The following is a 13,862-nucleotide window of genomic DNA, read 5'->3' on the forward strand; positions in this document are numbered from 1 at the left end:
AGGAAGCCGTTACTTGGTCACTGCCGTTGCCAGCGCAGACGCAGACGCAGGTTCGGGCGCAGACTCGGGCGGGCATGCGGGGGCAGGCGCCGAAGTCGAGGTTGGTGATGTTGGCATGGGCGCCCGGTCCGGCTCGCCGGCCAGCGGCACACTACCTGATGCGGCCAATGCCCTCGGCTGCAGCAGCAGCGCCACCAGCCCGCTCCAGCCGGTTTGATGCGACGCGCCCACACCGCGCCCGTTGTCGCCATGAAAATACTCATGGAACAGCACGAGATCGCGCGAACGCGGATCGGCCTGCAAGAGTGGATACGCGCCCATCACCGGACGTTCACCGTTTTTGTCCTTGAGGAACAGGGTGGTCGCGCGGCGCGCCAGTTCATCGCCGATTTCGCTGAGCGAGAACTTCTGCCCCGAGCCAGTCGGATATTCGACGCGGAAATCGTCGCCATAGTAGCGATGAAATTCGTACAGCGATTCAATCAGCAGATAGTTCACCGGCATCCACACCGGTCCGCGCCAGTTCGAATTGCCGCCGAACACGCGTGTGTCGGATTCGGCCGGCAGATACTTGACGGTGACACGGGTGCCGTTGTGGTTGAACTCGAACGGATGGTCGCGATGGAATTGCGACAGCGCCCGCACGCCGTGATCGGAGAGGAATTCGCTTTCGTCGAGCGCACGGCGCAGCAATGCTTTCATCCGATGCCCGCGCAATAGCGAGAGCAGCAGCGCATTGCCCTTGCCGGGCTGGTTCCAGCGCGAAACCAGCTTCGCCAGATCGGGACGATGTTCGAGGAACCAGACGAGCCGCTCGCGCAGACCCGGCAAGCGCCCATGCAGACGTTCTTCAAGCACGTGCACGGCGAAAAGCGGAATCAGACCGACGATCGAGCGCAGGCGCATCGGAATGTTGCTACCGTCGGGCAGGCGCAGCTTGTCGTAGAAGAATTCATCTTCGCTGTCCCACAGACCGGTATCGCAACCGTCGTCGCAACTCACGGCCTCGGCGATATACAGGAAGTGCTCGAAGAACTTCACGCCGATATCGACGAACACGTGGTTCGCATACGCCAGTTCGAGCGCGATCCGCATCAGGTCGAGCGCGTACGCGGCCATCCACGCGGTGCCGTCGGCCTGATCGATATGGCCGCCGGTAGGTAGCGGCGACGAACGGTCGAAAATGCCGACGTTGTCCAGCCCGAGAAAGCCGCCCTGGAAAATGTTGCGACCGTCCGCATCCTTGCGGTTCACCCACCACGTGAAGTTCAGCAGCAGCTTGTGGAAGACAAGTTCGAGAAAATCGCGGTCCGCTTTGCCGGTGAGCGCACGGTCGATTTCATACACGCGCCAGGCAGCCCAGGCATGCACAGGGGGATTCGCGTCGCCGAGTGCCCATTCGTAGGCGGGCATCTGGCCGTTCGGATGCTGAAAGCGGTCCTTCACCAGCAGCAGCAATTGACGCTTGGCAAACGCGGGATCGATCAGCGCGAACGCGGTCGCATGAAACGCCAGGTCCCACGACGCGTACCACGGGTATTCCCACTTATCGGGCATCGACACGATGTCCGCGTTGCACAGATGCCGCCAGTCCACATTGCGGCCGTGCTTGCGGGACTCGGGCGGCCTGGGTTGCAGCGGATCGCCTTCGAGCCAGCGCTGCACGTCGTACTGGTAGTACTGCTTGGACCACAACATGCCGGCGAGCGCCTGGCGCTGCACGAGGCGCGCGTCGGGATCGTCGATCTCGTGTTGCAGCGCGCCATAGAACTCGTCGGCCTCGGCAATGCGGTGAGCGAACACCGCGTCGGCATCCAGTTGCGTGTCATCGGGACTCGACTGCGGACGCCAGCGCATGTACACCACGGCGCGGCCATGCGGGCCGAGTTCAATCGAGGCGTGCGCGCCCGCCTTGGTGCCGGCGTCGCGGCGTATCGCCTGTTCGTCACCGTGGACGAGGTAGTCATTGAAGCCGTCCTTGAACGGCCCGGTACCGTCCATGTTGAACAGGCGCTTGACGTTCGTGTCGTTCTCGCAGAACAGCCACGCCATCTGCGGCGCGTCTTTCGACCACGCTGTCACGACGATCGGCTCATGGCCATGCTGGCGGCCGATCACGTGAGCCCCACCGTCGTGATCCTTGCCTGCTACGAGCGACGGCTTGTCCTTGTTCTCCTTCCACGACCACGAATTGCGCGCCCAGATTTGCGGCAGCACGTCGAGCGAGGCCCCCTCGTCCGCGCGATTCTCGATCGTCACACGCATCAGGATGTCGTCGGGCCCATGTTTCGCGTATTCGACCTGCACGTCGAAGTAGCGCAAATCGTCGAACACGCCGGTGTCGAGGATTTCGTATTCCGGCATGTCACCGCCACGCCGTGCGTTTTCCTGAACCAGGTCGTCGTACGGAAAGGCGGCATGCGGATACTTGTAGAGCATCCGCATGTACGAATGCGTAGGTGTGCCATCGACGTAGAAGTACAGCTCCTTCACGTCTTCGCCGTGATTGCCCTGCGCGTTGGTGAGGCCGAACAGACGTTCCTTCAGGATCGGGTCTTTGCGGTTCCACAGCGCGAGCGACACGCACCAGCTAAGTTTGTCGTCGCCGAAACCGGCGATGCCGTCTTCGCCCCAACGGTAGGCGCGGCTGCGCGCGTGGTCGTGCGGAAAGTGGTCCCAGGCGGTGCCGTCCGCGCTGTAATCCTCGCGCACCGTGCCCCACTGGCGCTCGCTGAGATACGGCCCCCAGCGTTGCCAATGGGCACAGTCGGCGGAGTGGAGGCGAGAACCTTCGATCGTGTCGAGCAGATTGGCAGCGCGCAGCGGTGGCATGACGATGTCCTTGCGTCGGGCCTGGCGGTGGGACTCACATCGTAGCGCGGTTTAAGGGCCGATGGACTCCAATCGGGCAAGCAGGTTTTCTATACGCAGCAATTCCCCCAGCGACCACGCCTGAAACGGCGTGCCGGCGGGCGTGTGCGGAGCATCGCCGTCGGCGATTTCGGAGAGATGGTCGAGGCCGGTGTGATCGAGATGCGCGTACAGCGGGTCGAGAAAGCGCGCTTTGGCTTGTGCACGGGCATCCGGCCCGGCGCCGTGAACTCGCAGCCATGCTTCGACGAACGGGCCTAGCAGCCATGGCCAGACCGTTCCTTGATGATAGGCGCCATCGCGCTCCAGCGGCGTACCGCCATAGTGCCCGCGATAGGCCGGATCGGACGAGGCCAGCGTTCTGAGGCCTAGCGGCGTGAGCAACTGAGCTTCGACCTGATCGACCACTGCGCGCGCCGCTACGCCTTCGAGCAAGGGAAACGGAAGACCGCCAACGGCAAAGATCTGGTTCGGGCGGATCGAGCGATCCACTGCGCCTTTCACGAAATCCACGTCGACGTTGTCGACAAGCCCTTGCGTCGACGGATCGGTAAAGCGTTCAAGAAACGCTTGCAACGCTCGCTGTGCTGCCTGCTGCCACTGCGGATTCCACGTTGCTGCAATGCGCAACGCGTTGATCCAGAGCGCCTGCACTTCCACGGGTTTGCCGATGCGCGGCGTGACCACCCAGTCGCCGACCTTTGCGTCCATCCACGTAAGTTGTACGCCAGGGACGCCGGCGCTCAGGAGGCCGTCGTCGGCGGAGGCCTTGATGTTGAAGCGCGTGCCGTTCGTGTAACCCGTGAGGATGGTGTCGACGGCCTGCTGCAGGCGCGTTCGGGTGTCCGCTTTCGCGTGGTTCGTCGCCAGATAGTCGTGGACGGCAATGACGAACCATAACGATGCATCCACGGAGTTGTATTCCGGAGTATCGCCATAGTCGGGGAAACGATTCGGCAACATGCCTTCGGACAAGGTGCCCGACCATTCGAGCAGGATCGCTTCGGCTTCGTCGAGGCGGCCCGTCGCGATTAGCAGGCCGCGCATGGCGATGAACGTGTCGCGGCCCCAATCGGTGAACCACGGAAAGCCGGCGAGGATCGTGCGGCCTTCGTTACGCGCTACGACGTAAGCATCGGCAGAACGCTGCAGGCGTGAGCCGAGGGCGCCGCGGCGCTGCTGTTCGATGCGTGCGAGTTCGGTGGCGTGGGCAATGGCTAATTTGATGCCTGGCAACGCCGTTGTACAGGCGGCGATGCCGGCCGACCCCATTGCCGACGCTGAGGATGCGATCGACGCGCTCAATATCATCACCGCTTCGCCATCGGCAAGATCGAAGCTGAACACACCCGGCGTGGCGAGGTCCTCGCTGAAATCAAGGCCACGCTCGCGCTCAAGAACGTAGCAGAAGTTTCGGTACCAGTCAGGCGCGTGCCCGTAGACGCCGTTTGTTACCGCGTTGATAACGGGCAGGTCGCCATAGGGTTGCCAACTCGCGCAGGCCAGGTCGCCGCTTGTCTGCGCGCTGAAGTTGAATGCGGAATTCTCGTGATGCAGCGCGTGATAATCGCGGCCGGACAGCAAGGGTCTGACTTTCAGACTGAACGCGCTCGCTGCAGACGCTACGCCTGAACCTTCCAGCCGCCAGCGCAAAACCGTTTCGCGCGTTGCCTTGCTCACGAACACCTCGGCCGTCACCACGCTCTGAGAATCAGGTTGGAAGCGCCACGTGGGCCATGGCTCGGTACTGAACGCGAGAAGACTCGCGCTCAGGTCAGGATAGATCACGTCCGGCACGTACCGTTGCATGCTTAATGGATAACGCTTGCCGTCCGCTTCGAGCCACGCTTCGATGCCGTTGACGAGCACCACGCGCCCGCCTGGCGTGCGCGTGGCGGTAAGCAGCAACGCGTGATAGCGGCGTGTGCGCAGCGTGCCGACGGTTCCCGAAGCGAAGCCGCCGAAGCCGTCTGCTTCAAGCCATTCGTCTTCGAGACGCGTGATGTCGAAAGGTCTGTCGATGTGTGTCATGCACGTACCGGAGTGATGCAAACCGCAAATCTTTCGGTGTGCCTGGACTTCAGGCGCGTGGCGTTACCGTGACTATTCTCCTGCTTATCGCCTTCCACTTCCTTTCGATTAACTGACGCCAATTGTTAAGCCTGGTTCACTCGCAAACGTTTCACAATTATTTCTCGAAAGGAATGGAGACTGCATCCGCCGCCACACAATGGATGCAGACATGAGAACAGATACTCGCCTGGCCAGCGTCGTTTTCGTTGCACTTGCAACTTTCGCTTTGAGCGGTTGTGGCGCCGGTGACTCCAATCCGCCTTCAACGAGCCCATCGCCGGGCGCTACTCATAACAATGCCGCGCTAAGCGCCACGATAGCCCCGGCGGGTGGCATACCCAACGCGTCGGCGCCACTCGCAGCCGGCCCCGCTGCCGCCTCCGACGCCATCACCCAAATCATGCAAGCGAGCCTCGCTGCCGACAGCCAGCAAGTCGCGCCCGTGATGCATTACGCACCGGGCGACAACGCCAATAGCAACTGACCTGACTCCACCGGCGCGCGCGGCGCGCTATTCTTTCTCTACCCGCAGAAGGGGATATTCGATGACATCAAATAGCCGTCGCCGTTTCCTGCAGACCGTGGCCTCATCCGCCGGCGCTGCCGCCGCGCTGACCGCGCTGCCCGAGTCCATTCGCAATGCGCTTGCCGTGCCCGCGTTTTCGCGCACCGGCACGATCCGCGATGTCGAGCACATCGTCGTGTTCATGCAGGAGAACCGTTCCTTCGACCACTACTACGGCCACCTGCGTGGCGTGCGGGGCTACAACGACCGCTTCCCGATTCCGCTGCCGGGTGGCAAGCCCGTGTGGTATCAACCGTCGAAAGAAGACCCGACCCAGCCGGTGCTGCCGTTCCATCTGAACACGGCGACGACCAGCGCGCAATGCGTCGGCGACCTCGACCACACCTGGTATAAAACCCATGCGGCGATTGACGGCGGCCGCTACGACCAGTGGCCCGCGAACAAGACCGACATGACGATGGGCTATCACCTGCGCAGCGACATTCCGTTCCACTACGCGCTGGCCGACGCGTTCACCATTTGCGACGCCTACTTCTGCTCGCTGCCGGGACCGACACACCCGAACCGTTCGTATCTGATGACCGGCATGGTCGATCCGAGCGGCACGATGGGCGGTCCGCTGCTCGACAACAGCGATTTCGTCGACGGCGACGGTCCGCCGAATTACCAGTTGCTCTCGTGGACCACGTATCCGGAACGCCTGCAAGCCGCGGGTATTTCGTGGCAGGTGTATCAGCAGGGTCTAACTGGCGCCGATCCGTTGAACGGTAACTATGGCACCAACGTTCTGCAGAACTTCGCGAATTTCATCAACGCGCAGCCGGGCTCGCCGCTGTACGAGCGTGCGCAAACCGTGCGCACCATCGACGATCTGAAGGCCGACGTGCTGGCCAACAAGCTGCCGCAAGTGTCGTGGTTGTGCCCACCGGCCGCGTATTCCGAGCACCCGAGCTATACGCCCGCATACGGCGCGGAATACACGTCGCAGATTCTCGATGCCTTGACGTCGAATCCCGAAGTGTGGAGCAAGACCGTGCTGTTCATCATGTACGACGAGAACGACGGCTTTTTCGACCACCTCGTGCCGCCGCAACCGGCGACGACGCCGGCGCAAGGCCAGTCGACGGTCAGCACCGACGGCGAGATTCACAACGTGGTGAATCCGGCGCGCGGCGGCAGCTATACGGCTGACGGCCTGCCGTACGGCCTCGGCCCGCGCGTGCCGATGACGATCGTATCGCCGTGGAGCAAGGGTGGATTCGTGTGCTCGCAGGTGTTCGATCACACCTCGGTGATTCGCTTCATCGAAACGCGCTTTGGCGTGGTTGAGCCGAACATTACGCAATGGCGCCGCGCGGTGTGCGGCGACCTGACCACGGCGTTCGACTTCCGCACGCCGGACTCGAAGGTGCCGCCGCTGCCCGACACGAGCAACTACATGAGCATTGCCGACAACCAGTGCAAGACGCAGCCGAAGCCGACTGTGCCTGCCACACCGGGCCCGATCGATCCGCAGGAGAGCGGCATCCGTTTCGCGCGTGCGTTGCCGTATGAATTGCACGTGAACGGCCACGCGGACGTGAAGAAGAACACGTTCGAGATCGTGCTTGCGAATGCCGGCGATCAAGGCGCGCATTTCTACGTGTACTCGACGAATCGTACGGATGGACCGTGGCGCTACACGGTCGAGGCCGGCAAGTCGCTCAGCGAGACCTTTGATCTGACGACGACGAACGGTGTGTACGCGTTCGAGGTGTTTGGACCGAACGGCTTCGTGCGCAAGTTTGCGGGTAATACGCAGCAGGCGACGGCGCAGACGTCGCCTGCTGCAGGGTGGCATGGCCACGATAGACGCGCGCTGCCGGAGATCAAGGTGCAATACGACGTTGCGAACGGCAATGTGTTTATCAAGTTCAGCAACAAGGGCGGCGGTATTGCGCGCTTGACGGTGACGGACAACGCGTATGGTGCACGGACGCGACCGGTGCTGGTCCCGGCGGAGGCGCATATTGAAGAGGCGTGGGTGCTGGCATCGAGCCATCACTGGTACGACTTGACGGTGACGAGTAACGATGACGCCAGCTTCTCGCGTCGTCTGGCGGGGCATGTGGAGAATGGCCGGCCGAGTATTAGTGACCCGGCGGCGGTGGCGCCGGTGTTGGTGGTGAATTAAGGGCGGGGGGATGCAAGCTGGGCTTCGGTTGAGTGGCTGCTTTGTTGGGCTGCTTGATCGAAACCCGGACGAAGTACTGGGCGTCGGGTGAGCATCGCACGAAAACGCCCAGTTGGTTCAATGAAATACGCGTCGGCGCGCGCAGCGCCGCTGGAAGAATGACGCCCTTGTCACTCACGCCGAATGTGCGAGAACACGGATTCCAGATGCACCACTACCTCCTCCAAGCCAGGGGACCCGCTTAAGAGCTGGCGGGGTGAGCCGCTTTCTTTTGCCTACTTTTCTTTGCGGCAGGCAAAGAAAAGTAGGTGCCCGCCCCGCACAGGGGCAACGCTAATAGACCACTAACAAAACAAGGAAAGGCCAACACCATAAAAGCCCAGACAAGAAGCGCCACGAAGGCAAAAACCCTCAAGCCCCCAACAAAACCCCAGTCCTAAAAGCCCGCTCCCCAGTCACCCTCCCCAACGGCGCCCCAGCCGTCACAAACCGAATCGCGCGCCGCATATAAAACACGCCCTCGGTGTTGCTAGACAGAGTAGTAGTCTCATCAGTCAACGGATCGACGATATCAAACAAGGCCTGCCCGACACGAATGGTGTCCCCGATCTTCGCGCGATGAATAAGAATCCCGCTAACCGGCGCATAAAACTGCTCACTCCCAGCGAGCGGCGTCGCAGGCGACAACAACTCCGGCAACGGTTTAACAACATCAAGCCTGATAGCCTTCCGCCAGACCAGATAATCGACCAACGCGTCAGCGTCCTCCTGCGCCACTTCATAAGAAACATCCCGCTGCCCACGGCACTCCACCGTTACAGCAATCGTCCCATTCGGCACAGGCTTATCCGCTGGCATTTCCTGCTGCAACTTCCACCACAGCAAGCTATGCGTCTCATCGAAAGACTCACCGCCCGAGTTAGTCGCGAGCAACGAAGCCCGCGCCCCTAAATACCGCGACAAAGCCTCGAACTCAGGCCAAGCAGCCTCACTGGTATAGAGATGCATCGCCGCTTCCAAAGAACAATGCAAATCGATCACCACATCCGCATCGAAGGAAAGCTTCAGCAACGCCAATTGCAGCGACTCGAACTCAGTCAACGGCTTCTGCTCAGCCAATTCAGCCGCGATCAACTCACGAACAATCCGCCGATTCTCCGCTGCATCCGAACCCAACACCTCCTTAGCCCGCTCCACCAGCTTCGATAACTGCATGAAATGTCGATTGAAGTTCTTGCCACTGCCCAGATCGAAGCGCCCAAGAAACTGCCCGAGCACGTACTGCCCGAGTCCAACAGGATTCGCCACCGGCACCAGCACGATTTCCGCGTTCAACGCACCCTGCATCTCCAGTTCAATCAATCGACGCTTAAGCAAAACCGTCGTCAACATCGCCGGTGTTTCATCAGCATGCAACGACGACTGGATGTAAATCTTCTGTCCACTATCCGCAGGACCAAAATGAAACGACACCAGTTCGCGGTGCGTGCCGATAGCCGGTGATAGAAGCGGAATCGATTGCTTGTTCATGAGCGCAAGGTTTATAAAAGAGAAATTAGAAGAATCAATTACCGTACGGATCGAAGTCGAAGTACTTCTTCGCGATCTGCGCGTACGTACCGTCCGTGAGCATCGAAGCAATCGCCTCGTTAATGGACCCCTGCACCGCAGTCTCATCCTTACGCAAACCAATGCCGACACCACGATCACCCATCGAAAGCGGCTCCCCGACAAACGCAAAACCCTTCCCCGCCGGCGTCCGCAGAAAGCCGTAGTCGGCTTCGACCGAACCGAGCAACGCGCCATCGAGGCGGCCGTTCTGCAAGTCGGCGAACACTTCATCCTGACTCTTGTACGCGACCACATGCGCGCCAAGCGGCGCCCAATTCTTCAACGCGTATCCCTCGAACTGCGTGCCCGACTGCACGCCGATCTGCTTACCCGCCAACGCATTCGTACCGCCTGCGAGCGCCGAACCTTGACGCGCGATCAGCCGCGATTTGAACTGGAACAGCTTCGACGAAAACAGAATCTGTTGCTCGCGTTTCTCCGTGATCGCCATCGACGAAAGAATCGCGTCGATCTTGCGCGCCTGCAACGCCGGAATCATTCCCGAGAACTCGAGTTCGACCCATTGGCAATGCGCGTGGATGCGCCGGCAGATTTCATTGCCGAGATCGACGTCGAAACCTTTGAAGCTGCCGTCGGGCGCCTTCGCGTCCATCGGCGGGTAGCTCGGATCGATACCGAGGCGCAGCGTGGCGGGGTCGGCGGCAAACGCACCACTGCTGAAAGCCAGCGCGGCGCTCAAGATCATCAGCGGGATTTTCATGGGAGGCAGGTGTGAGTTGGACGGATGACTGCAAAGTACAGGGCCATCCTATGCCGCCGTCGCGCCTCAAAGAAGCCCCGAAAGTAATATCATGATCACTTTTACCGATCACAGAGATGCTTCATGGCGTTGACGATCTCCCAGTTGCGCGCATTCACCGCTGTTGCGGAGCATGGCAGCATCCGCGCGGCGTCGCGTGCGCTCGGCAACGCTCAGAGCGGCATCACGCAGCAGTTGCAGAACCTCGAATCGATGCTGGGCGCGACCTTATTCACGCGCACGAACCGCGGGATCGCGCTGACCGCACTCGGCCAGCGGCTGTTGCAGCGCGCCGGTGCGATTCTCGGCGAATGCGAGCGGGCCGAGCAGGAAGTGCAGCAATTACGCGGCGACTACGCGGGCGAGGTGACCTTCGGCATGACCACCGAGCCGCTCGTCGACGCCTTCGCACCAGTGCTGATGGAATTCCGCGCGCGCTTCGAGCGGGTCGCGGTGCATTTGCGCACCGGCACTTCGCGGATGATGATTTCGTGGATTCGCGAAGGCACGCTCGATTTCGCTGTCGCGCTAGTGTCGAAACATACTGATACGGCCGATCTGTCTGTCACGCCGCTCTATCCGTCCGACCCGGTGATCGTCTGCCGTCGCGGTCATCCTAAAGCGGGCGCGACCTCGCTTGCCGAACTTGTCGATTGCACGTGGGTGGCCACGCGTTCGCCAAATCTCACCGACGATCCGCAAGTCAACCGCCTGAACCATCTGTTCGAGAGCCACGGTTTGCCACCGCCGAAAATCATCGCGACGGTGGAAGGTCTGTATGAGACGCTGCATCTGGTCGGCGCGACGGACTGCCTGTCGCTGGAATCGTCGATTGTCGCGAAGCGCGGGCCGTTTGCGAGCACACTCACGTCGATCAACGTGCGCGAGCGCGCGATCGAACAGAACGTGTGCCTCCTGCAGCGCGCGGCGATCCCCGTCACGCCCGCCGCGCAAGAACTCGCGACAATGATCGCGTCCTACACGCGCACCGTGCGGGCCCGATGATATCGGCGAGCTCAACCCAGCGTTTCAAGCGCGATCAACTCCTCGATGGTTTGCCTGCGCCGAATCAAACGCGGCTTACCGTTCTCCAGCAACACTTCAGGCGCGAGTGGCCGGCTGTTGTAGTTCGATGACATCGACGCGCCGTACGCCCCCGCATCGTGAAATACGATGAAGTCCCCCACTTCCGGCGCCGGCATGGAACGACTCATGACGATGCCCCCCGCCTCCTGAGTGAACACATCGCCCGCTTCGCACAACGGCCCGGCCACTGCGAAAGCGCCAACCGGCGCGTCGCTCGGCATGCCGTTGCCTTTCAGCACCGTCATCTCATGATGACTGCCGTAAAACGATGGCCTCAGCAGATCGTTGAAACCCGCATCGATTAACGCGAACTGCCGATTGGGACGCCGGTTCAGCGCGTGCACTTCGGCAACCAGCACACCCGCCTCTGCTACCAGAAAGCGCCCCGGCTCGATCTCCAGTCTCACGCGATGGCCGAGATGCGCTTCGATCTGCTGCCGCGCCGTGTCCCAAAGACGAAAATAATGCTCTGGATCAATCCGCGGTTCGCTTTCGCTATATGGCACCGACAAACCACCACCCGCCGAAATCGCTTCGATATCGTGCCCCAGGCTTTGGACCGCTTCGAGCATCGCATCGCACACGCGCGATAGATGCGTGTAGTCGACGCCGGAGCCGATATGCATGTGCAACCCGACCAGCGCCAGCCCATAACGCCGCACCATGGCTATCGCCAGCGGCAGGTCATCGAGCCAGATGCCGTGCTTGCTATGCTCGCCGCCCGTGTTGGTCTTGTTGCTGTGTCCGTGGCCGAAACCGGGATTGATTCGCAGCCACACACGGTGACCTTCCGGCGCATGCTGTCCAACACGCTCAAGCATATCGAGCGATCCGGCGTTGACCGTGATGCGATGCTCGATCACGGTGGCCAGCGTCGCGTGGTCGATGAGGTCAGCCGTAAAAACCACGCCCTCGGGATCGCCATCCGGTGTGAAACCCGCCGCGAGACTGCGCGCGATTTCGCCTGAAGACACCGCGTCGACCATCGCCCCTTCGTCTCGCATCAGCTTCAGGATGTGCACGTTCGAACACGCCTTCTGCGCATAACGGATCACGTCGAAGCGGCGCAATTCGGCGATACGTTGGCGGATCACGTCGGCGTCATAAACCCAAAGGGGGGTGCCGTACTGATGCGCGAGTTCGACAAGGTGTTGTGGATTGAACGTGGTCACGATTTGCGGCTCTCACTATCGAAGCATGGGTGTGAGCAGAATGATGCGGAAAACCGGTCATTCAGTAAAATACCTATTCTTCGCTGACTCATTCACTCCTGATATAGGCATCATGGCGCTCACTCATCGTCATATCGAAGTTTTCCGCGCGTTGATGACGGCGGGCAGCGTCACCAAAGCGGCCGACATGCTCTTCACCTCACAACCCACGGTGAGCCGCGAACTCGCGCGCATGGAGCAGAGCATCGGCTTTGCCTTGTTCGAACGCGTGCAAGGTCGATTGCGCCCCACCCTGTCCGCACTGACGCTATTCGACGAAATCAAGCGCGCGTATGTCGGGCTCGAACGGGTGGCGTCCACGGCAGCAAGCCTGCGTGAATTTCAGGGCGGCCAGCTTTCCATCATTGCCTTGCCCGCGTTTTCGCATTCGATCCTGCCCGGCGCGTCGAAACGTTTCCTCGACGCACAGCCCGGCATAAGCCTCTCCATCGCAACGCAGGAATCGCCGTTTCTCGAAGAGTGGCTGACCGCGCAGCGCTACGACCTCGGCTTGACCGAACACGGTGCGCCGCCCGCCGGAACCCGCCTGACGCCGTTGCTCGAAGTGGACGAAGTCTGTGTGCTGCCCGATGAGCATCCATTGCTCGCCAGGCGCGTGATTGAGTTGAAGGATTTGGTGAATCAGCCGTTCATCAGCCTGTCGTCAAACGATCCGTACCGGATTCAGATCGACGAAGCCTTCACGCAAGCGGGCATTGCGCGCCGCCAGATGATCGAGACGCCCACCGCTGTCTCCGTTTGCAGTTTCGTGCGGCAAGGCCTCGGCGTGGCTATCGTCAATCCGCTTACCGCGCTCGATTTCGCGGGCCGTAATCTGCATATCCGGCCGCTCGCCGTGTCGCTGCCGTTTCGCGTGAGCGTGGTTCATCCGGAGCATCGTCCGGGTCATCCGCTTGCCGGCGCGTTCGTCGAAGCGCTACAGAGTGAGGCCGACGCGCTCCGACTACAGTTGAAAACCCACTCAAAACGCAAGCGGATCGGCAACGTGGCTGTGCAAGCCAGACAGCATTTCTAAGCTGCTTAAGAGCCGGGGTTAAAACCGAGCTTAAAACTCAACCAACGCAAAATCTTCCTTGCCCACATCACACAGCGGGCAACGCCAGCCGGCCGGGACATCTGCCCAGCGGGTGCCCGGCGCAATGCCTTCTTCCGGCACGCCGGCGGCTTCATCGTAGATCCAGCCGCAGATCACGCAGACCCATTGTTTGAATTCGTCCGCAGACGCCGCGTTTTCCTCAGACGTATGCGGTGCAGCGGCCACGTGCGGCACCGGCGTCTCATCGAGACTCACGACCAACGGCGCGGCCGTGCCCACACTGCTTTCGGCAAGGCGTGCCTGCAGGTTTTCCAGTAGCCGTTGCGCTTCAGCCTGCGTCAAATCGATCCAGTACGGATCGCCGGCGCCGTCGTTGAGCCGCTCGGGGGAAAACTGGATTTCTACGGCTACGCCCTTCTTGTACATGGGAAGTCGGAATATCGATGAAGCCGGCGGCCGGCGCCGGCATAGGGTCGGATGCTTGAAGCGAGCGC

The 13,862-nt window shown here is 61.2% G+C and carries 10 protein-coding genes; 4 read left to right on the top strand and 6 right to left on the bottom strand.

The window, feature by feature from the left end:
* Positions 1-9: 9 nt before the first annotated feature.
* On the bottom strand, positions 10-2,832 hold the full coding sequence (locus KHO23_RS18210; RefSeq protein WP_211612608.1) for an MGH1-like glycoside hydrolase domain-containing protein: 2,823 nt from the start codon (positions 2,830-2,832) through the stop codon (positions 10-12).
* Positions 2,833-2,883: 51 nt separating this feature from the next.
* Positions 2,884-4,902: an amylo-alpha-1,6-glucosidase gene (locus KHO23_RS18215; protein WP_211612609.1), complete on the bottom strand. Its 2,019-nt coding sequence runs from the start codon at positions 4,900-4,902 to the stop codon at positions 2,884-2,886.
* Positions 4,903-5,113: 211 nt separating this feature from the next.
* On the opposite strand from KHO23_RS18215, the gene KHO23_RS18220 reads away from it, so the two are divergent.
* Positions 5,114-5,428 (top strand): hypothetical protein, encoded by a 315-nt coding sequence (locus KHO23_RS18220; RefSeq protein ID WP_211612610.1) that lies wholly within the window; start codon positions 5,114-5,116, stop codon positions 5,426-5,428.
* Between the two features lie 61 nt (positions 5,429-5,489).
* Positions 5,490-7,643 (top strand): phosphocholine-specific phospholipase C, encoded by a 2,154-nt coding sequence (locus KHO23_RS18225; RefSeq protein WP_211612611.1) that lies wholly within the window; start codon positions 5,490-5,492, stop codon positions 7,641-7,643.
* A 411-nt stretch (positions 7,644-8,054) separates the two neighbouring features.
* Here the strand turns inward: KHO23_RS18225 and KHO23_RS18230 are convergent, their stop codons facing one another.
* Positions 8,055-9,173: a succinylglutamate desuccinylase/aspartoacylase family protein gene (locus KHO23_RS18230; RefSeq protein ID WP_211612612.1), complete on the bottom strand. Its 1,119-nt coding sequence runs from the start codon at positions 9,171-9,173 to the stop codon at positions 8,055-8,057.
* 34 nt (positions 9,174-9,207) lie between these two features.
* Positions 9,208-9,975, bottom strand: coding sequence for a transporter substrate-binding domain-containing protein (locus tag KHO23_RS18235; protein WP_211612613.1), 768 nt, complete (start codon positions 9,973-9,975; stop codon positions 9,208-9,210).
* Between the two features lie 123 nt (positions 9,976-10,098).
* Between KHO23_RS18235 and KHO23_RS18240 the strand changes: the two genes are divergently transcribed.
* Positions 10,099-11,019, top strand: a complete 921-nt coding sequence (locus tag KHO23_RS18240; RefSeq protein ID WP_211612614.1) for a LysR substrate-binding domain-containing protein — start codon at positions 10,099-10,101, stop codon at positions 11,017-11,019.
* Positions 11,020-11,030: 11 nt separating this feature from the next.
* Here KHO23_RS18240 and lysA read toward each other — a convergent pair whose 3' ends face one another.
* Positions 11,031-12,272, bottom strand: a complete 1,242-nt coding sequence (gene lysA / locus KHO23_RS18245; RefSeq protein WP_211612615.1) for a diaminopimelate decarboxylase — start codon at positions 12,270-12,272, stop codon at positions 11,031-11,033.
* Between the two features lie 112 nt (positions 12,273-12,384).
* Here lysA and KHO23_RS18250 point away from each other — a divergent pair, with 112 nt between their 5' ends.
* Positions 12,385-13,347 (top strand): LysR family transcriptional regulator, encoded by a 963-nt coding sequence (locus KHO23_RS18250; protein WP_211612616.1) that lies wholly within the window; start codon positions 12,385-12,387, stop codon positions 13,345-13,347.
* A 30-nt stretch (positions 13,348-13,377) separates the two neighbouring features.
* On the opposite strand, the gene KHO23_RS35570 is transcribed toward KHO23_RS18250, so the two are convergent.
* Complete coding sequence (locus KHO23_RS35570; protein WP_211612617.1) at positions 13,378-13,794, bottom strand: rubredoxin; 417 nt, start codon at positions 13,792-13,794, stop codon at positions 13,378-13,380.
* Positions 13,795-13,862 lie beyond the last annotated feature (68 nt).

Origin of the sequence: Paraburkholderia haematera, assembly GCF_905220975.1 — a bacterium.
GTDB lineage: Bacteria > Pseudomonadota > Gammaproteobacteria > Burkholderiales > Burkholderiaceae > Paraburkholderia > Paraburkholderia haematera.

Bases quoted from the DNA above. Each gene is read 5' to 3' on its own strand.
- KHO23_RS18220 (WP_211612610.1), top strand. From the start codon at position 5,114: ATGAGAACAGATACTCGCCTGGCCAGCGTCGTTTTCGTTGCACTTGCA.
- KHO23_RS18210 (WP_211612608.1), bottom strand. From the start codon at position 2,832: ATGCCACCGCTGCGCGCTGCCAATCTGCTCGACACGATCGAAGGTTCT.
- KHO23_RS18215 (WP_211612609.1), bottom strand. From the start codon at position 4,902: ATGACACACATCGACAGACCTTTCGACATCACGCGTCTCGAAGACGAA.
- KHO23_RS18230 (WP_211612612.1), bottom strand. From the start codon at position 9,173: ATGAACAAGCAATCGATTCCGCTTCTATCACCGGCTATCGGCACGCAC.
- KHO23_RS18235 (WP_211612613.1), bottom strand. From the start codon at position 9,975: ATGAAAATCCCGCTGATGATCTTGAGCGCCGCGCTGGCTTTCAGCAGT.
- KHO23_RS18240 (WP_211612614.1), top strand. From the start codon at position 10,099: ATGGCGTTGACGATCTCCCAGTTGCGCGCATTCACCGCTGTTGCGGAG.
- KHO23_RS35570 (WP_211612617.1), bottom strand. From the start codon at position 13,794: ATGTACAAGAAGGGCGTAGCCGTAGAAATCCAGTTTTCCCCCGAGCGG.
- KHO23_RS18225 (WP_211612611.1), top strand. From the start codon at position 5,490: ATGACATCAAATAGCCGTCGCCGTTTCCTGCAGACCGTGGCCTCATCC.
- KHO23_RS18250 (WP_211612616.1), top strand. From the start codon at position 12,385: ATGGCGCTCACTCATCGTCATATCGAAGTTTTCCGCGCGTTGATGACG.